Here is a 20,227-nt window from a genome sequence, read left to right as displayed (position 1 = left end):
CATTTCATTTTTTCTTCCCGTAATACATGAAAAGCCCATCACATGGTGCCCAGCTGATATTAGCCAGTTGTCCTTCTTTTGAGATATATAGCGATTCTTTCTCTATATCCTGGCTAGTACAATTATAAGCTATGTCATCACCACCTGTAAAGGAAAGCACCACAACCCCAACATATTCTTCTTCAAACTCCTCAGAAACCTCTTTTATCAAATAAGTACCTGTTGCCTCAGCATGAAAACCCTCATAATCCACAGTTTTTATAAAAGTACCTTCATTGGTAAAAGTATAGATGTCTGTTCGGTTTAACTCCTCAGGTTCTGGGGAATCTTCCACTTTAAAGCCCCCCTTGACATCAATTAACTCCCAATCCCCTGCAACAAATGATATGCTGGGATCAATAATAATTTCTGGATCTTCCCCTACCTCAGAACAAGCTCCAAAAACAAACAAGGACAAGAATAAAAATAAAGCATTTTTCATAAGAGTATAATTTAGGTTCCTTACTTATACGAAAGCAAACTCAAAAATGTCTCAGATGCAAATAATTTTAAAAGAAAATCTAATCCTTGAACTCAACATAATTTGAACCTTCTTTTTTATGGAAAATAATCAAGAAGGTTCATGGTAAAAAAGAAATCCAACTATCCAATTAATCTACATGGGAAACTCATCTCTACTTTTTTCTAAGAATTACTACAAACCCGGAATCAGCTTCCAATTCCTGTTTTAATATAGTATCCCTACTAATCAAAGCATTTTTCTTACTTACTCTATTTTCATTTAAATCCTGCTTCCCCTGATAATAAATTTCTGCCTCATATTCTTCTCCTTTGTCAAGAAAGGTCATGGGTACTTCCACACTCCTCCCTGCTTTTGCGGCCAAGGAGCCTATGTACCAATCCTCTCCACTTCGACGGGCAATGGTAGCAAATTCTCCTATTGCTCCCTCAAGCACTTTGGTCTCATCCCAAACTGTAGGCAATGATTTGAAAAAATCCAGGTCATCTCCTTCAATAATAAATGCATCATTTGAACCAGCTCCACCCGTTTTATTTGGAGAACCTATTGGTCGGTCGTACCAATAGACAAATTGCCAAGGACTGTAAAGGAGTATCGATTTTGCCATCTGCCCTGCCTTTCCACCCATTTCAGCCGTCACCCTCTCAGCAAAATAGCAATTGGTATTATCCCCTGCACCGGCAAGCATTCTGGTAAACAGGGTAATTAGACTGTGTTCGATTGATGGACTTTCTTCATCTCCACGAATTCCTTCTTGGGTCATGAGGTTGGGATAGGTTCGAGAAAATCCAGTTGGTCGATAATCATCATGAACATCTACCATCAATTGATATTCCGCAGCTTTTCTAATAGCATCATGAAGCCAAGTAGTCCATTTCTGTGAACCTACATTCACAAAACCATACTTTAGCCCCTTCACTCCCCAAGATTTATACAGGGGAAGCAATTCGTCCAGTTGTTGTTCCAAAGCCCTTCTGTTCACATACAAAATGACCCCAATCCCTTTATTATTTGCATAATCAATCACCTTCTTTAAATCCAAAGGCCCAGGTGAACGTTTCGGATCTACAGTAATCGTGGTGGCGTCAGATGCATCATCATATTCAGGCCCATACCAGCCTGCATCAAATTCCACATACTCGATTTGATGTCTTTCAGCAAAATCAATACTTGCCATAGCCCCTTGGGTAGTAAGCGTCACTTCTCTGAGCACCTTTCCAGGCCTGATCCATGAAACATCCTCCAATTGATTGGGATCATTAAGGTTCAGTACAAAATAATTGTTTTCCAATAGTTCCCCAGGACTCTCCCCAAGCATTACAAATCTCCAAGGAGTGGCAAAACTTCTTTCAGAAATCACTACATCACCATCAAGTTTGGTCACTAAAGAATAATTCCCTTCAATTGATTTGCTTAGTTTCATTCTTGCATAATCCACTAGAGCGGCCTCTCCAATTGCTAAATACGAGGATGAATTCCTCTCAATCACAAGAGGCCTTTCCGCAAGTCCCTTTAGATCCTCTAAATTTTCCTTTTTATATTCCCCTTGGGACTTTGCTGTAATCCAAGCGGCATAATTATTATCCAAATCAAACCTAGTGGATTCATTTATTATTTTATCCCCTATCTGAAAACCACTTTCAAAAACATATCGAAAAGCAATACCTTCATCATAAACCCTGCATATAAGCTTCATGGTTTTATTTGGATTGGATTGGCTAGTCAAGGTCACTTCCTTTTCATTGTAATGATTTGAAATTTTGTTTTTCTCACCATAAACTGGCTTCCATTCTTCATTTCCGCTACGCATTTTTACTTCGGAGATAATAAACCTTTCTTCTAATTCACCTTCCTGGAAAACAAACCTCCCACTTTGCACTCCCATCAGCCTTTCTGCAGAAGTATAAATATCAATTTGTTGAAACCCATCAATGTCCTGAATTATAATTTCAAGCTTATTTGTTGGACTCGACAATTCAATTAAATTCCTTCCATTTGCTGATGATAAGGAAACATTCCATAAAAGAAGCCCCACCAAAAGGCATACAAAATTTCTTGGCATAATTATTTATCCTTAATTCAACTATTTTAATTAAAATCTGTTTGGTTAACTTATCCAGAGGGTAATTTAATTCACTTAGTTTAGCACAACCAAATTTGAAAGAAGAGAAAAAACAAAACCCTTTAAAAAAAACCAGTCGAGAAATATATTAAAAATACTTTCAAATAGAACAGGCAAAACAAAGTGTTTCACCTCTCTCGTTAATTTGAGATTTTTGACTACAGATCTATCAAAAAGATAAGAGCATAAAAAAAGGGAAGTGATAATCACTTCCCTTTCTAATAAAATATAAAGATCTTTATTCTCCTTGAGCAAGAGAGAAGCCTAATTCACCATCAAAGGTGTATAGATTTTCTATTTTAATAAAGTCAAAACCAAGTGCTTCCACCTGCTTCAAAACCTCTAAAATTTGACCATGGGTAATCGTGCTCTGGTCGGCATTAAAGAACCTCACCCTCCAGTGGTCTGAGCAGAAAGTTTCTTTCATACCATCAGGATACACTTTCACACCTCTGTTCGTAATCAATTGCATTTTAAGACCATCAGCATCCACTGATCTAAGTTTATCACCAATTACATTGGCATCTCTATCGTTTTCTTTCCAATCGATAAATACATCCAATCCAATTAAATCTTTAACACATGGCTTTCTTTCTGTCAATTTGATGGCTCCCATATTGTCGTCTCCATCTTCGTTTTTCTTGAAGCTAGCTGGAGTCATATTCTCAGGTTTTTGACCTAATCTTTCAATTACCGCCTGAGCAAACTCTTGAGTGCCTACCAACTTAGAAGAAACTCCCTCTTGGTAAATATCTCCCGTATGAATTCCGTCCTCCAAAGTTTTCATCCAAGCATTACTGATCAATGCCGCAACTTCAGGCTGTCCAATATGTACCAACATCATGATTGCTCCATTTAGCAAACCTGATGGATTAGCAATATCCTGCCCTGCTATATCAGGAGCAGAACCGTGGATCGCTTCGAACATCGCTACATCTTCTCCTACATTGGAAGAACCTCCCAAACCTACTGACCCGGTAATCTGGGCAGCTACGTCAGAGATTATATCCCCATAAAGGTTCAAGGTAACGATCACATCAAACATTTCTGGCTTATCAGCAATCAAAGCCGTTCCAATATCAATGATCTTGTGATCCGCTTCGATATCTGGATACTCTTTGGAAACCTCATTAAATACCTTATGGAATAGACCATCGGCCAACTTCATAATGTTGTCCTTGGTCATACAGGTTACTTTCTTTCTGTTGTTTTTCTTGGCATATTCAAATGCATAACGAATGATTTTCTCTGAACCAGGTCTGGAAATCAATTTCAAACACTGATAAACTTCATCCGTCTGTCTGTGCTCAATCCCAGCATATAGATCCTCTTCGTTTTCACGAATAATCACCATATCTGTCTTAGGAAAGTGCGTGTGTATATAGGGAGAAAATGCCTTACAAGGCCTCACATTAGCATAAAGTCCTAATGTCTTTCTTGTGGTCACATTCAAACTCTTGAATCCTCCTCCTTGTGGAGTGGTAATAGGTGCCTTCAAAAACACCTTAGACTCCCTTAGGGAATCCCAAGCTTTTGGTTCTATACCTGAGCTGATTCCTTTAAGATAGACTTGCTCTCCAATCTCAATGACGTCAGTTTCGATATCTGCTCCAGCTGCTTCCAAAATCCCCAGCGTGGCTTTCATGATTTCTGGACCGATTCCGTCTCCGTAAGCTACGGTTATTTTTCTTTTGGATGACATACGTAATATTATTATAGATTTGAGGTTTCAAAATGTGATACAAAAATATAAAATTTTGTCAGACCTGATTGATAATAAAATGACTATTTCAAATAAAAAGCCAAATGAATTATTGAATTTCAATCCTCAGGATATCAGGCACAAGCTATCATACGGATTCATTTTTGTTAGGTTTACTTTGTCTTTGCTACACCACCTCGTATATTTGAATTTAAACATAGGTTTTAAAGCATGGCTGAAACTACCAATATTCTTTCGGAAAATAAGGATGGCATCTTATACCTCACCATCAATCGGGAGCCCAAACTCAATGCAATCAATTTTGATACGCTTGAGGAATTGAAAAATATCTTCAACGAAGTAAGCGACAACAAATCCATCAGGGCGGTAATCCTTACCGGAGCTGGTGAAAAAGCTTTCGTTGCAGGTGCTGATATCAATGAAATTGCCGAATTGAATGAGTTAAATGCCCGGAAGTTTTCTGAAAACGGACAGGAAGTTTACAGTTTGATTGAATCATGTCATAAACCAGTGATAGCTGTCGTTAATGGTTTTGCCCTAGGCGGAGGATGTGAATTAGCGATGGCCTGCCATATGCGTATCGCATCTGCCAACGCCAAATTTGGCCAACCAGAAGTTAATCTTGGAATCATCCCTGGATATGGAGGCACGCAAAGATTAACTATTTTAATTGGTAGAGGAAAAGCCAATGAGCTACTCATGACAGGTGAAATGATCGGAGCAGAAGAAGCCAAGGCGCTTGGCCTGGTCAACTATGTCACCAGCAATAAGGACGAAGCCATTCAAAAAGCGGAAGAAATCCTTCAAAAAATCATGACCAAAGCCCCTCTCGCCCTTGGAATGATAGTAGATTGTGTCAACGCCGTTTACACCAATAACGAAGACGGGTATCTTATGGAAGCCAACAGCTTTGCCAGATGTGTAAAATCAGAAGACTATAATGAAGGTACCACTGCCTTTCTAGAAAAAAGAAAACCCAACTTTAAAGGAGAATAAGCAATTCTTTGCTGCTAATCCATGAGCAATCTCAAAAAACTCGCGGGACAAACCGCCATTTACGGGATAAGTAGCATTCTGGGCAGGGTCATTAATTTCCTTCTTCTCCCGCTTTATATAGGTTACCTATCTAAGGAGCACTTAGGATCTTTCACATCAATATACGCCTTTATTGCTTTCTTTAATATCATTTTCACTTACGGGATGGAAACCACCTTTTTCCGGTTTTCTACAGGCAAAGGACTAAGCTCCCAAACAGTCTATAATAATGTCCAATCCCTGATTCTTACCACTTCTCTATCTCTGGGAGCGCTATTATATCTTTCCGCAGAGCCCATTAGCCTTTGGATGGATTACCCGGGCAAGGCTTATTTGTTCAAGTGGACAGCCTTGATATTGACCATTGATGCCATCTTGGCCATTCCTTATGCCAAATTAAGGGTCGAAAATAAATCCATAAAGTTTGCCATGACCAAGCTTTTGAACATCCTGCTCAATGTAGGCTTCAATATTTTGTTCATTGTAATATTCTTCCATATTCACCGTGGAGATTATCTACTCTTTTTACAGCCTTGGGTTGATTCTATTTACCATCCGGATTGGGGAGTCGATTATATTTTACTATCCAATTTACTGGCCAATGCCCTGATCATTCCAGTTGTTTTTTCCCTTTCTGGTAAATTCAGATGGAGCCTGGAAAGAAGTATCCTAGGTCCCATGTGGCATTATGCCCTTCCCCTGTTATTTATGGGCTTGGCAGGAGTCACCAATGAAGTGTTTTCAAGATTTCTATTTGAATACCTCTTACCTGAAAATTTTTACCCTGGACTAAGTGCCAGAGAGGCTGGAGGTATTTTTGGAGCCAATTTTAAACTGGCCATATTCATGAACCTGATCATTCAGGCCTTTAAATATGCCGCTGAGCCATTTTTCTTCTCCAAGAGTGAGGACAAAAATAGCCCACAGCTTTATGCCACTGTAATGCACTGGTTCATCATATTTTGCGCCACCTTAATGATTTTAGTGGCTGTAAACCTCAATATAATCTCCCCAATAATCCTTGGTAATAAAGGTTATCAGGCGGCCACCAATATTGTCCCGATGTTATTGATGGGATATCTGTTGTTAGGGGTATATTTTAATTTGAGCATATGGTTTAAAATTACGGACAAGACCATATACAGCTTTTATATCACTTTCACTGGAGCTATTGTAACTATCTTGGTTATCTTTTTTATGGTTCCAAGGTTTGGCTATACAGGTGGGGCCATGAGCACATTGGCTACCTATTTGGTTATGTCTATCATGTGCTATTATTTTGGCCAGAAGTATTACCCTATTCCATATAAAATAGAAAAAGGGGTTTTCTATTTAATCGTAGCTTTTGCATTCTCCTATCTTGGCTATTATTTAAATATGGATTCCTTGATATTGACCAGCTTGCTAAGGAATCTGCTGGTAGTCGCTTTTGTTATTTTGATTGCCTTTTTGGAAAAAAGAGAGTTGTCTTTAATCTTACAAAAAATCAAAAAATAACACTTTAGGGTATTTTGTTACTTACTCTTAAAATTTCTTGTTGGTGTACATTGGTCGGCCCAATAGTTTAAGTGCTTCAATAATATAAGCTGTAGTAGCCTTATCTGCCACCCACTCTTCACGGGAAGCATAGCTATCCTCACTTTTATCCAAATAAGTATGGCCATCATCAAAGCGAGTCTGCATATCCAATACTACTTCCCCTTGTTTTAACAGCCATTCCGCTGCCTGTGTTTTCATATTTTTATCATCTGAAAAAGCAGCTACGGCACTATTGAAGGAAACAAAATTCATTCTTCTCCCTTCTCCCCAGTCCGTTCCTAAAGGATAAAAAATATCCCCAGAGTTTGGCTTATAAATAGTTCCTCCTGGAGATTTAACCACACCTCCAGTTATACTATCTCCCTCATGAAATTCCTTTTCCGTAAATGCATTAAATATTAAGTCGACATTTCTTCGCATTGCCTTCGGCGCAGGCTGCTTGGCCAACCAAAAAAACTTGATGGGATTAAATTCAAAAGGAGAAGTCATATAGTCAGGATGAATAAAGTGGTGATTCACTATGGTGCCATCCTCATTGATATTGGTACCGACCAGCCATTCGTTCAATGGCTTACCATTATATCTTTTCCTGGATTCCAAATCACTCGGACTAGCCAGTGCATTGAGATTCAGAAAAATCATTTTGTTCATCCATTCAGAATGACTAGGATGCTCAGGCATCATGGCGCAGGCCACCGTAAGAATAAGGCTATCCCAAGCATTTTCCTCAGCCCCAGTGTCTCCTGGGCTAACAATTTTCCCATTAAGGTTCTGATAGGTCTTTATACCTGGCAAACCTTTATCTCCTAAGACCCAGTCACATTCATCATAAATCATTGCCATTACCTCAACACGAGTTTCCTCTTCCAGCCTATCCCACATCATCCACGCAGCAAAACTGGTATATCCAGCCCACAAAGCGGATTGCCATTTTCTACCCCATCCATCTTTAGAATTGGCCAAATGGCTATGCGCCAAGCTACGAATCATTTGAATAGTTTTAGCTTCAGCCTCCTCCTTTGTCACTCCCGTAAGCGAACTATCATAAAGTCCCATTCTCAAAGAAGCTGCCAATGCCTCTGCCTCAGCTGCTACAGGACGTATCCTATGTTCTGAAGTCCCATTCAAGTCTAAATATTTTTCTGTGGCTGATCCGGAAAAGCCGCGTTTCTTCCACCAAGTAGTCAGGGCGTATTTATTCGCATTGAGTAAAATTTTACCAATCAATTCTTTTTGTGGAGAAGTTTTAGATCTATCCTCAAAACGGGTCCAATCAATAGTTCTAACACAGTTTACCCCACTATTGACATCCATAGAGGACTGGCCTACGACCTGCTGTCCTTGCACTAAAAAACTTACCAGATAAAAAAAGATCAAAATACAATTTCTCAATTCAAACATAACTAAAATGAAAAGCTAAACAATTAATTAACTAAAGATTAAAATGGTTACTAATTTAAGGCAAATGTACTAATACTGCATTAAAATCACTTCAAAATCAAAAGATCCCATTCACCGGTTACGATCCAGTCCATTAGGTTAAAAAGCAATAAAATAAAAGATACCAAAATTATTATATTCACTAATCCTCTAAATAAATACCATTCATTCCATTCAAATAGCTGGTAAAATCAGATAAAAAAGGTATTTCCTATTTTTCACCTTAAGCATTCCTTCAAAATAAAAATAACCCCCTATCTTTGACTTTATTTAAAATTCAAAATTCCATGAAAGTAAAAGTAATCAATCAATCAAAACACCCATTACCGGAATACCAAACCATTCTGTCTGCCGGTTTAGATTTAAGGGCCAATCTTGAGAAAAACATTCTTTTGGAGCCTTTGGAAAGGGTATTGGTAGGGACTGGTCTATACATGGAATTGCCTGCAGGTTTTGAGGCCCAAATCAGGCCTAGAAGTGGCTTGGCCTATAAACATGGGCTTAGCGTCTTGAATAGCCCTGGCACAATAGATGCTGATTACCGAGGAGAAATAAAAGTACTACTCGTCAATCTGTCCAAAGAAACCTTCGAAATCAAAGACGGTGAAAGAGTCGCCCAAATGGTCGTAGCCAAGCATGAACAGATTCAATGGCAAGAAGCAGGCGATCTTTCTGAAACAGAAAGAGGTGCTGGCGGATATGGCAGTACAGGAAAGTCCTGATATTGATCATTTTACTTCCGGGACTATTAGTTGGTGAACCAAAAAGGCATTAAGTTTGTAAAATTCTAGTATAGGACTTAATCCCGTTCCAGACCAATTTGACTTATTCAAAGCATGAGTTTTAAAAGCATACACAAATATATCTTCCCATTTGCCATTTTACTGTCCACGACCTTCATTGCTAATGAATCATTGGCACAAAAATCAAGTTCGCGTAAAAGTAAAAAACAGCAAAAAAAAGAAGCTATGGCCGACCGCCTTTTTATTGAAGGTGAAAAGCACATGATGTTGGAGGATTTTGAAAAAGCTTATTTTTATTTTGGCAAGGCACATGAACTAACCCCCAATGCTGGAGCCATCAACTTCAAATTGGCAGAAATCCTTTCCAGGGCCAACCAAAATGAGGATGCACTGGAATATGGGCAAAAAGCCATAGCAGCTGACCCTAACAATAAATACTATCATTTATTGGTGGCAGAGGTTTACACTAAGCAAAATCAGCCTGAGAAAGCAGCTGAAATCCTCAAATCGCTTATTGAAAGCTCCGATAAAAACCAACAATATATCCTCGAATTGGCTTCCATCTATTTGGGCACTCAGCAATTCGACAAGGCACTTCAGGCTTTGGATGAAGCTGAGGAATATTATGGGGTGCTCGAACAGCTTTCGGTTCAAAAGCAAAGAATTTACCTTAGAAACAATGATCTTGGGTCTGCGGTAAAAGAAGGTGAAAAACTGATAGAGGCCAATCCTGGAAATTCAAGGTATGTATTGGCATTAGTGGAAATGTTATTTAATAATAACCGCACCGACCAAGCTTTGGCTGTAGTGCAAAAATCCCTGAAAGAATACCCCAATCAAGGAGATCTAAACCTGGCTTCCTATACTTTATTGAAGAAAAAGGGAGAAATCAATGAAGCTCAGGTACAGTTGTACAAAGGTTTTGACAACCCAGACCTTGAGGGAAAAGTCAAAGCCCAAACATATTCTGACATTATCCAGAAAGACCTTAAAACCCAGGAAAGAGAGAACTTATTGGACAGCTTGGGGCAATTAATGATCTTAAGAAACCCAAAAGATGCTGAAGTATATTCCGTATTAGGGGACAGAGCACTATTTAACAAAAAAAATGAGACAGCACTCTCCTACTATCAAAAATCCATCAGCCTAAATCAGAACGATCCAAAAGTACTGCAAAGCATTATCAGTTTAATGTTTGAACTGGGTAAGGATTTCGAAGAAATAGAAAAATACACCACTATAGGTGTTGATGTCTTTGAAGAAAAGCCTGAATTCTGGTTCTTCCATGGCACTACCAAATTGGCCCTTAATAAGCACAAGGAAGCGGAACAATCTTTGCTTAAAAGCCAAGAGCTAAACAAGGGACTGAACAACCAATTGGATCTCATGATCATGGGCCAGCTTGGAGACACCTATCATGCCTTGGACAAAAATGAAGAGGCCTATGCCACTTATGACAGCATTTTGAAGCAAACTCCAAATGATGAACATGTGCTGAACAATTATGCCTATTTCCTTTCATTGGAGAAAAAAGACCTTCAAAAGGCCTTTAAAATGTCTAATACCCTAGTAAAGCAATTTCCTAATAATGCGACCTATTTGGATACCCATGCTTGGGTCTTGTTCCAAATGGAAAATTATGAACAGGCTAAAATATATATGGAGCGAGCTCTAGACAATGAAGAGGAACCTAGTGGCGTTATGTTGGAGCATTATGGAGATATTCTATTTCACTTAGGAGAAAAGAACGAAGCTTTAAAATATTGGAAGAAGGCCCTTAGCTTAAACGATATCAGCGAAGTATTGAACAAAAAAATCAAGGACATAAAATACTATGAGTAAATACTTTTTACTAAGCTTTATAGCTGCCCTGGTTCTTTTAGCAGGTTGTGCCAGAAAAACCAATCTTTATTCCTCTGATGAAACCATGAAGGAGTTTACCCCTTCTTATTTTGATTTCAATTACCTCAGTGCAAAAGCAAGAGTGGTCTTAGAGGAGCAAAATGGCAAAACTACCAAAGGGACTTTAAATTTAAGAGCAAAAAAAGATAGTATCATTTGGTTTAGTGTAAGCCCTGGCTTAGGTATAGAAGCCGTAAGGGGTGTAATCACCACAGAATCCATCAAAATCAAGGACCGTATCAATGGACAGGACATTAACCTAAGCTATGATCAGTTCCAAAATACCTACGGATTGAGAATTTCCTTGAACCTATTTCAGAACATCCTGTTTGCCAATATACCCAACAAGGTCAGCTATAGGGACAGACTTGTCCGTGTAGGAAAAACTTTTGAACTTACACAAAGAAGAGATGACATTATATATGAATCAGTGATAGGTGCACAACATGGTAAAGTGGAAAAACTGAACACATCCTCTCGATACCACAAAGGTAAACTCACTGCAGTCTACCCTGAATTTGAGGACTTGGAAGGCCAGCCATTTGCCCATAAAATACTCATCACCATGCTGATCCAACAACAATCGGACAAACTTCAATCTACCTTGGTCAATATGGAAGTCAATAAAGTAGACCTTAGTAATACGCCACTTTCATTCCCCTATAATTTTTAATCTATGAAGCATAGTTTTCATCTGGTCTTAATATTATTTACTGCTTTTTTGTTTTTGCTTGGGCCAGCAGAAATCCAGGCTCAAACTAGGAAAACCCGTGCCCAACTGGAGAAGGAAAAAGCCGAGGTTCAGAAAAGATTAAAGGAATTTGATGAGATCTTGAAGAAAACTTCTGCAAGAAAGAAAAATACTATAAATGAACTAAACCTGGTCAACAAACAGTTAGAAACTAGAAGCAATTTCATAAAGACCTTAAATAGTGAGGTATTATTGCTCAATAGAGAGATTAAAGAAACAGAAGGGATGATCAGTTCTTTGGAAAACGATCTAAAGACCCTGAAAGAAGAATATGCCCAGATGATATATGTATCATCCAAGCTGAATCGTGGTGTAACTGTGTTATCATTTATTTTCAGTTCTGAAAACTTCAAACAATTCTACATGCGCTTGAGATACCTCAAGCAATATAGCGATGCAAGGGAGAAACAGGTAGATCAAATCCTCAAGGTCAATGCAGATCTTAAAGAACAAAAGCAGGAACTGGAATCCAAAAAAGGGCAAAAAGAGGCTGCTCTAAACGAGGAGCAAAGTCAAAAAACTGAGCTTGACAAACTCAGAAAAGAGCAACAAAGCATAGTGAGTTCACTCTCAGCAAAAGAAAAGGAAATCCGAGAGGATATCGCAAAAACTAAAAAACAACAGGAAGAACTGAACAATTTGATCCGTAAGGTGATCGAAGAAGAGATCAGGAGAGCTGAAGCCGAAGCCAAGAAAGCCAATACAACCACCAAGAAGACAGCAGGTAGCAGCATGCCTTTGACCCCAGAAGCGGCAGCTTTGTCCAGTTCATTTGCTGAGAACAGGGGAAAACTTCCTTGGCCAGTTGCCAAAGGCTTTATCTCGAGAGGCTATGGAAAACATGCCCACCCAACATTGAAAGACATTATGATCACCAATGACGGCGTGGACATCCAAACCAGCCCCAATGAAAATGTCCGAGCGGTATTTGATGGTGTGATCACCAAAATATCCACCGTGCCAGGAATGGGCGGAACGATCATTATCCGTCACGGTGAATATTATACCATGTATAGCCGCTTAAAGACCATTGCTGTAAAATCAGGAGAAACAGTGAAAGCAAATGACAAAATTGGGGAAGTTTCCACTGGCAATAATGGGGTTTCAGAAGTTCATTTCCAGACTTGGAAAGGATTAAAAGTAATGAATCCTTCCATTTGGCTGACGGGGAAATAAGCATTTATCCTTTAATATGAGTATCTTTACAAAAAAGATTACGAAAATATAAAGAACTGTACATTATTCCTTTGTGATAGTAAGTCACAATTATATCTTTGTAACGATTTAAAAAACTAAAATTCGCTTATCATGACTACATTGGGTTTCATTCAAAATATAGGAGGCGGTTCCTTGGTGGTAATTATCCTAGTGATCATCCTTCTTTTCGGAGCTAAAAGAATCCCTGAATTAGCAAAAGGATTGGGCAGAGGCATCAAAGAATTCAAAGATGCTACCAAAGAGATTCAGGATGATATTGAGGAAGGAATTAAAGGAGAAAGTAAGAAGAAAAGCTAAATATTACCACCATTGGAAAAATTCCATTCTTTCGACGAAATAAAAATATCGCTTGAAAATAAGGAAACTGACTGTAAAGCGATAGTCAATTATTATCTCAAGAACATTCAGACGAAGGCGCATTTAAACGCCTTCGTTGAAGTTTATGAGCAATCTGCTTTAGAGCAAGCAGAAAAAGTAGATCAAAAAATCCAAAACGGAACTGCTGGAAAACTGGCGGGAATGGTTATCGGCATCAAAGATGTCCTTTGCTATGCAGACCATGAAGTCAATGCTTCCAGTAAAATTCTTGAAGGATTTCAATCCCAATTTACCGCTACAGCTGTTCAAAAACTGATCGACGAAGATGCCATTATTATTGGCAGGCTTAACTGTGATGAGTTCGGTATGGGATCTTCCAATGAAAATACGGTTCACGGAAAAGTGCTTAACGCACTTGATGAAGAGCGTGTACCTGGGGGGTCATCTGGAGGGTCTGCTGTTGCTGTGCAAACCAATCTTTGTACCACTTCTCTCGGAACGGACACAGGTGGATCTGTAAGACAGCCAGCGGCTTTTACAGGTATTGTTGGGATTAAACCTACCTATTCCAGGGTTTCAAGATTCGGCTTGATCGCTTATGCATCATCCTTCGACACCATTGGGGTATTCTCTACCAATGTTAAGGACAATGCCCTTGTCATGGAAGTCATAGCAGGACCTGATGACAATGATAGCACTGTTTCCAGAAAAGAAGTCCCTGCTTATAGCCAACAGCTGGAATTAAAAAAACCAGTTAAAGTGGCCTATTTGAAAGAGACCATTGAATCTGAAGCCTTACAGCCAGAGATCAAAGAACATACCCTTGATGTACTCAATAAGCTAAAAGAAGAAGGTCATCATGTAGAAGAAGTGGATTTCCCGCTACTTGAATATGTGTTGCCTACTTATTATATCCTGACCACTGCCGAAGCCAGCTCAAACCTTTCTAGATTTGATGGCGTAAAATATGGTTACAGGACTCCTAATGCCCATAACCTGGAAAGCATGTACAAGCTGACCAGATCGGAAGGTTTTGGAGAGGAAGTGAAAAGAAGGATCATGCTGGGAACTTTCGTATTAAGTGCCAGCTATTATGATGCTTACTTTACTAAAGCGCAAAAAGTCAGAAGATTAATCAAAGAGTTTACTGAGGATCTTTTAAATAAATTTGATTATATTGTTATGCCTACCACTCCATCTACAGCGTTCAAGTTTGGAGAGCATAGCGATGATCCAGTGGCAATGTACCTGGAAGATCTGTACACTGTTCAAGCTTCAGTATCTGGCGTTCCTGCCATTTCTATTCCTAATGGAACTGATGAAAAGGGATTGCCGATAGGGCTACAGGTGATAACCAACTCTTTTAAAGAATCGGAACTTTACGCTTTTGCAGATTACTTAATTAAAATTAAAAATCAATAATATATTATGGCCATGAGAAACTGGAAATTATATACACTATTATCCCTGTTGATAAACTGTGTCGTGATTACCATTGCTCAAGGTCAACAGGAAGGTGGTTTCATTGAAGCTGATAATGAGGTAACAATTGAACCGGTCTATGATTACGAATTTATTCCTGATTTCACTTATGACGAAGTGGATAATAGGGTTCGAAAAATGGATACGGGAATGCCCTTTGAGCTAAATGAAACCATCTTTGCTTTCATCAATTATTTCACAGTAAGGAACAGGGAATACTCTAAAATGACCCTGGCCAGAAAGGAAATCTATTTCCCTCTTTTTGAAGAAGCACTTAAACGTCATGGTATGCCAGATGAAATCAAGTACCTGGCAATCATAGAATCAGGATTAAACCCAAAGGCCAAATCTAGAGTAGGCGCTATGGGGCTATGGCAGTTTATGCCAGCCACTGGTAGAGTTTATGACTTAAATGTTTCTAGAGACATTGATGAAAGAATGGATCCGGAAATGGCTACTGAGGCAGCCTGCAAATATCTCAAAGCACTACATAGGATGTTTGGCGACTGGGAGTTGGCACTGGCAGCATATAACTGTGGCCCTGGTAATGTCAGAAAGGCTATCAGAAGGTCTGGAGGTAAACGTACATTCTGGGGAATCTATAATAGACTTCCAAGAGAGACAAGAGGATATATCCCCCAATTCCAAGCAATCATGTATGTCTTCAAATATGCGGATGAACATAATCTCATCCTTGAAGACGGCACCTTCCCTATTGCCCACGAAAAAGTCCATTTTAATGCAGAAATGGATCTAGAAAAACTAGCAGAAGTTTCAGGTGTTTGTTTGGAAGATCTTGAATTTTTGAATCCATCAATCATTAAAAATAAGATTCCCCATTCACAAAGAAATATAGCCCTTAGAGTTCCTAAAAACCAAGCTAACTATCTAGCTGAAAACAAAGGATGGATTATAGATTCTCTTAACATTAGGGAAGAAAGATTATTGGCAAGCATTCAAGAGGAAAAGCCCCTGGAAGAACAAGAACCTGTTGAAAAGTTTATTTATAAAGTAAAAAGAGGTGATGCATTAGGAAGGATCGCCAGTAGATATGGCACTTCTGTTTCCGACCTAAAAGCTTGGAACGGTCTATATTCCAATAATATTAAAATTGGTCAGCAATTGACCATTTATCAAAACCCTAAGGCTTTCAACCAACAAATTGCTGAAAGCAATAAGGCAAAACAGGATGCCACTCGCCTATCGGGTAATCCAAAAACTTATATTGTACAACCTGGTGATTCTTTATGGTTAATTGCCCGAAAATTGGAAGGCGTTAGCATAGAGGAAATCAAAAGGCTAAACAAGCTAAATAACAATAAGATCAAGCCAGGACAAAAACTGATTATTGGGTAATAAGTTCATAACTAATTTTTTAATAATAACTTTCACCCTCCCACATATTTTTATAAATTGTAATCAGTCCTTAACCAAATCATTCGAAAAATGTCTACGAAAAGAATATTCATATTAGCCGCCGCTATAGTATTTACGGTCATCATTTCAAGTTGTGAAAACCTTAAAAGTGAATCAGGAAGCAATAAACCCAAGGCCAGAGGAGGTCATGGTGAGATATTATTGGTCATAGACTCCCTAAAATATAAAGGGCCTGTAAAGGATGCGCTAGAGAATGTATTCGAGGAAGACATCAAAGGCTTGGTAAGGGAAGAAACCATTTTCGATATTCGAAAAGTAGACCCTAGGACCATGACTAGGATTTTAAAAATGGCCTATAATATTGTCTATGTCACCACATTTGATGACAAAAAACCTGGCAGCAGAATGATTAGTGCTCAATTTAGCCCTCAATCCAAGGAAAAGGCCCTAGAGGATAACTCCTTATTTATGATCAGGAATGAAGATGAATACGCCCAAGGCCAGGAAGTCATTTACCTTTTTGGAAACAATGAGGAAGAATTGGTTAATAACTTGAATAAAAACAAGGGGAAACTTCAAAACCTTTTTGAGGTAAGAGAAAGAAACAGATTGAGCACAGCCATTTTTAATCGTAGAAATGGAGCTATTGAAACCAAGGCAAAGGAAAAATTCAACCTTGACCTTAAAATTCCTGCCTCATACCAATTTGTTAAGGAAGAAGACCATTTTATGTGGTTGAGACAACCTACACCAAACACCCAAAGAGCAGATATCAGCCTATTTTTTTACGAAACAGACTATACCTCTGAAGAGCAAGTATTCCCTGAAAATATTATTCAGTTCCGTGACCAAATTCTTAAGGAAAGGATTTTTGGAGATCCAGAAAAACCGAATTCTTATCTTAAAACCGAGACCCAAATTATTCCTTCATTTAGGGATATTAAAGTAGATGGAAAATATGCCCTTGAAATGCGCGGGCAATGGAGAACCAATAATATTAGCATGGGCGGGTCTTTTCTTTCCTATATTGTAGTTGACCAAAAAAGAGGGAAACTATACTATATGGAAGGTTTCCTTTATTATCCTAATGAAACCCACAAATCAGCGCTTAGGGAAATAGAGACCATATTATTGGCCACGAAATTCCCGGAAGCTGCTCAATAATAAATCCAATATATAGCTTAGCATGGCGATTAAAATCAGAAAAGAGGACGCGCTTGGATATCATAGCCAAGGAAGTCCGGGAAAAATTGAAGTAGTTCCCACCAAACCTTTATCTAGTCAGTTGGATCTGGCGCTAGCTTACTCACCAGGTGTTGCAGAACCCTGTTTAGAAATTGCCGCTCAAAAAGAGAATGTTTATAAGTACACCGCCAAAGGTAATTTGGTGGCTGTAATTTCCAATGGAACAGCTGTTCTCGGTCTGGGGGATATTGGTCCAGAAGCTGGCAAACCAGTAATGGAAGGAAAAGGTGTGCTTTTTAAAAAATTTGCTGGCATTGACGTCTTTGACATTGAAATTGATGAAAAAGACCCCAAAAAGCTTATCCAAATCATTAAATCCCTGGAACCCACATTTGGCGGAGTGAATCTTGAGGACATCAAGGCTCCTGAATGTTTTGAGATAGAGCAGTCCCTAAAAAAAGAGATGAAAATCCCTGTCATGCACGATGATCAGCATGGCACGGCAATCATTTCCGGTGCCGCTTTACTCAATGCCCTGGAAATTGTCGATAAAAAAATCGAAGATATTAAACTAGTGGTCCTAGGTGCTGGGGCTGCTGCCATTTCATGTACTAGGTTTTATATATCCCTTGGCGTGAAAAAGGAAAACCTTGTCATGGTAGATAAGGAAGGTGTTATCACTGCAGATCGTGAAGATTTGGATGACATTAGAAGAGAATTTGCCTATCCAGGTAATGATCTTCACCATCTTAGTGATGCCATGAAGGGGGCTGATGTATTTTTGGGGCTTTCCGCAGGAAATATCGTTTCCCCAGAGCAAATCAAACTAATGGCTGAAAACCCTATAGTCTTTGCCTTGGCCAATCCTAACCCAGAAATTGCTTATGAATTGGCCACTTCTACCAGAGAAGACCTGATCATGGCGACTGGTAGATCGGATTATCCCAATCAGGTAAATAATGTCTTAGGATTCCCTTATATTTTCAGGGGGGCTTTGGACGTAAGGGCCACCGGCATCAATGAAGAAATGAAATTGGCAACTGCCCATGCCATTGCCAAATTAGCCAAAGATCCTGTGCCGGATATTGTCAACAAAGCTTATGGCGATGATCAACTGGGGTTTGGTAGAAAATATTTGATACCTAAACCCTTGGATCCAAGACTAATTACGACCATTGCCCCAGCAGTGGCGAAGGCTGCAATGGAGTCCGGAGTTGCTCAAAACCCTATTACGGATTGGGAAGCATATGAACTTGAGCTACAGGAAAGAATCGGTATTGATCAGCGATTGATGTCCAGAGTAATTTCCAGAGCCAAGAAGAATCCTAAGCGAATTGTTTTTGCAGAAGCAGACAACCGCAAAATACTTAAAGCAGCCCAGCTAATTATTGATGAAAAAATAGGTGAACCTATACTTCTTGGCCACCGAGAAACCATCATGAAGCTGATTGCCGATAACTCGCTTGAACTGGACAATGTTCAAATTATTGACCCATTTGAAGATCCAGAAAGGCTGGAACGCTACGGTAAAATCCTTTATGACAAACGTAAAAGAAAAGGCTTAACACCTTTTGAAGGCCAAAAATTGATGCGAGACCGAAATTATTTCGGAGCTATGATGGTAGAACTTGGTGAAGCTGATGCATTGATCTCAGGTTTGACCAAGGATTATCCCAAAACGATCCTTCCTGCTCTTCATGTGATTGGAGTGAAAAAGGATGTGGATCGAGTGGCGGGTATGTATATCATGAATTCGGACAAAGGACCTTTCTTCTTTGCAGATACCACGGTAAACGTTAACCCAACGGTAGATCAAATGGTGGAAATCATTGGATTGACTGCTGAGGCAGTCCGTTTCTTTGATATGGAACCTAGGGTGGCAGTTCTCTCCTACTCTAACTTTGGTTCGGCAAAAGGAAACACTCCAACTAAAACCGCTTTGGCCACTGCCAAAGCAAAAGCAAAATTCCCAGACTTGGTCATAGAAGGTGAGATGCAGGGTAATGTGGCACTAAGTGAAGAAATCCAGCAAGAGAATTATCCATTCAGTGCCCTTGCAGGCAAAAAAGCCAATACACTGATTTTCCCTAATTTGAGTTCAGGAAACATTGCCTATAAGCTGGTGGCAGGAATTGGTAATGCAGAAGCTATCGGGCCAATACTTTTGGGAATGAACAAACCAGTCCATATCTTACAGCTTGGTAGTTCCATCAGGGAGATTGTAAATATGGTTGCCATAGCAGTGGTGGATGCACAAAGTCACGAAAAAGTATGATAGATTATTTAAAAGGAAGATTAGTTACCAAAGACCCAACCTATGTGGTCATAGATATTAATGGAATAGGCTACCATGTCAAGATATCCTTGAACACCTATTCCCAAGTAAAGGATGAGGAGCAAATAATGCTCCTCACTCATTTACATATCAAAGAAGATTCCCATACACTCTTTGGCTTTAAGGAAGAGCAAGAAAAAAAGCTTTTTCTATTACTAATTTCCATCAGTGGTGTTGGTCCCAATACTGGTCTGATGATCTTATCCTCACTAAATGTGGATGAATTGAGTGCAGCCATTATTCATGACGACCACAAGACTATTCAAAGAGTAAAAGGCGTTGGTGCCAAGACAGCTCAAAGGATTGTATTGGAGCTGAAAGATAAAATTCAAAAAGAAGGCATTGAAAGCTCAATTACTGCTCCTTCAGGTTTCATCCAACAGAACAATGCCGTCAAAGAGGAGGCTTTACAGGCACTATTAACCCTAGGTTTTACCAAAGCTGTTGCAGAAAAAAATATCAATACAATTTTGAAAAAAAGCGGCACAGAAATTTCTTTGGAAGAATTAATTAAAGCATCTTTAAGGTCAACTTAAT

Annotated in this window: 16 protein-coding genes; 12 read left to right on the top strand and 4 right to left on the bottom strand. The window is 39.1% G+C overall.

What is annotated here, in order from left to right:
• Nucleotides 1-4: 4 nt before the first annotated feature.
• The 3 genes from KMW37_RS11670 to KMW37_RS11660 all read right to left on the bottom strand — a co-directional run bounded on the left by KMW37_RS11670 (nt 5) and on the right by KMW37_RS11660 (nt 4,344).
• Nucleotides 5-481 carry a hypothetical protein gene (locus KMW37_RS11670; protein ID WP_215224797.1) on the bottom strand — a complete coding sequence of 159 codons (477 nt, stop codon included), beginning with the start codon at nt 479-481 and terminating at the stop codon, nt 5-7.
• Between the two features lie 193 nt (nt 482-674).
• A complete protein-coding gene (locus KMW37_RS11665; protein WP_215224796.1) occupies nt 675-2,582 on the bottom strand; it encodes a glycoside hydrolase family 97 protein in 1,908 nt (635 codons plus the stop codon).
• A gap of 298 nt (nt 2,583-2,880) precedes the next feature.
• Entirely contained in the window at nt 2,881-4,344 is a 1,464-nt protein-coding gene (locus tag KMW37_RS11660) for an NADP-dependent isocitrate dehydrogenase (RefSeq protein WP_215224795.1), read from the bottom strand.
• Nucleotides 4,345-4,575: 231 nt separating this feature from the next.
• Between KMW37_RS11660 and KMW37_RS11655 the strand changes: the two genes are divergently transcribed.
• Nucleotides 4,576-5,361: an enoyl-CoA hydratase/isomerase family protein gene (locus KMW37_RS11655; RefSeq protein ID WP_215224794.1), complete on the top strand. Its 786-nt coding sequence runs from the start codon at nt 4,576-4,578 to the stop codon at nt 5,359-5,361.
• A 21-nt stretch (nt 5,362-5,382) separates the two neighbouring features.
• Nucleotides 5,383-6,897: a polysaccharide biosynthesis C-terminal domain-containing protein gene (locus KMW37_RS11650; RefSeq protein ID WP_215224793.1), complete on the top strand. Its 1,515-nt coding sequence runs from the start codon at nt 5,383-5,385 to the stop codon at nt 6,895-6,897.
• A gap of 27 nt (nt 6,898-6,924) precedes the next feature.
• On the opposite strand, the gene KMW37_RS11645 is transcribed toward KMW37_RS11650, so the two are convergent.
• Complete coding sequence (locus KMW37_RS11645; RefSeq protein WP_215224792.1) at nt 6,925-8,340, bottom strand: hypothetical protein; 1,416 nt, start codon at nt 8,338-8,340, stop codon at nt 6,925-6,927.
• Nucleotides 8,341-8,666: 326 nt separating this feature from the next.
• Here KMW37_RS11645 and dut point away from each other — a divergent pair, with 326 nt between their 5' ends.
• From dut to ruvA, 10 genes are all read left to right on the top strand, one after another.
• Nucleotides 8,667-9,101 (top strand): dUTP diphosphatase, encoded by a 435-nt coding sequence (dut, locus tag KMW37_RS11640; protein WP_215224791.1) that lies wholly within the window; start codon nt 8,667-8,669, stop codon nt 9,099-9,101.
• Nucleotides 9,102-9,215: 114 nt separating this feature from the next.
• Complete coding sequence (locus tag KMW37_RS11635; protein ID WP_215224790.1) at nt 9,216-10,964, top strand: tetratricopeptide repeat protein; 1,749 nt, start codon at nt 9,216-9,218, stop codon at nt 10,962-10,964.
• Complete coding sequence (locus KMW37_RS11630) at nt 10,957-11,697, top strand: DUF4292 domain-containing protein (RefSeq protein WP_215224789.1); 741 nt, start codon at nt 10,957-10,959, stop codon at nt 11,695-11,697. The genes KMW37_RS11635 and KMW37_RS11630 overlap by 8 nt, the downstream gene beginning before the upstream one ends.
• 3 nt (nt 11,698-11,700) lie before the next feature.
• Entirely contained in the window at nt 11,701-12,951 is a 1,251-nt protein-coding gene (locus tag KMW37_RS11625; protein ID WP_215224788.1) for a murein hydrolase activator EnvC family protein, read from the top strand.
• A 132-nt stretch (nt 12,952-13,083) separates the two neighbouring features.
• Nucleotides 13,084-13,290, top strand: coding sequence for a Sec-independent protein translocase subunit TatA/TatB (locus KMW37_RS11620; RefSeq protein ID WP_215224787.1), 207 nt, complete (start codon nt 13,084-13,086; stop codon nt 13,288-13,290).
• 12 nt (nt 13,291-13,302) lie between these two features.
• Nucleotides 13,303-14,733, top strand: a complete 1,431-nt coding sequence (gene gatA / locus KMW37_RS11615; protein ID WP_215224786.1) for an Asp-tRNA(Asn)/Glu-tRNA(Gln) amidotransferase subunit GatA — start codon at nt 13,303-13,305, stop codon at nt 14,731-14,733.
• Between the two features lie 12 nt (nt 14,734-14,745).
• Complete coding sequence (locus KMW37_RS11610; RefSeq protein WP_215224785.1) at nt 14,746-16,149, top strand: lytic transglycosylase domain-containing protein; 1,404 nt, start codon at nt 14,746-14,748, stop codon at nt 16,147-16,149.
• Between the two features lie 90 nt (nt 16,150-16,239).
• Nucleotides 16,240-17,334: a DUF4837 family protein gene (locus KMW37_RS11605; protein WP_215224784.1), complete on the top strand. Its 1,095-nt coding sequence runs from the start codon at nt 16,240-16,242 to the stop codon at nt 17,332-17,334.
• A gap of 22 nt (nt 17,335-17,356) precedes the next feature.
• Nucleotides 17,357-19,630: an NADP-dependent malic enzyme gene (locus KMW37_RS11600; RefSeq protein WP_215224783.1), complete on the top strand. Its 2,274-nt coding sequence runs from the start codon at nt 17,357-17,359 to the stop codon at nt 19,628-19,630.
• Nucleotides 19,627-20,226, top strand: coding sequence for a Holliday junction branch migration protein RuvA (gene ruvA, locus KMW37_RS11595; RefSeq protein WP_215224782.1), 600 nt, complete (start codon nt 19,627-19,629; stop codon nt 20,224-20,226). The genes KMW37_RS11600 and ruvA overlap by 4 nt, the downstream gene beginning before the upstream one ends.
• Nucleotide 20,227 lies beyond the last annotated feature (1 nt).

It is taken from the genome of Echinicola shivajiensis, assembly GCF_018642165.1.
GTDB classification, from domain to species: domain Bacteria; phylum Bacteroidota; class Bacteroidia; order Cytophagales; family Cyclobacteriaceae; genus Echinicola; species Echinicola shivajiensis.
This window is presented reverse-complemented; position numbering and strand designations above follow the sequence as displayed.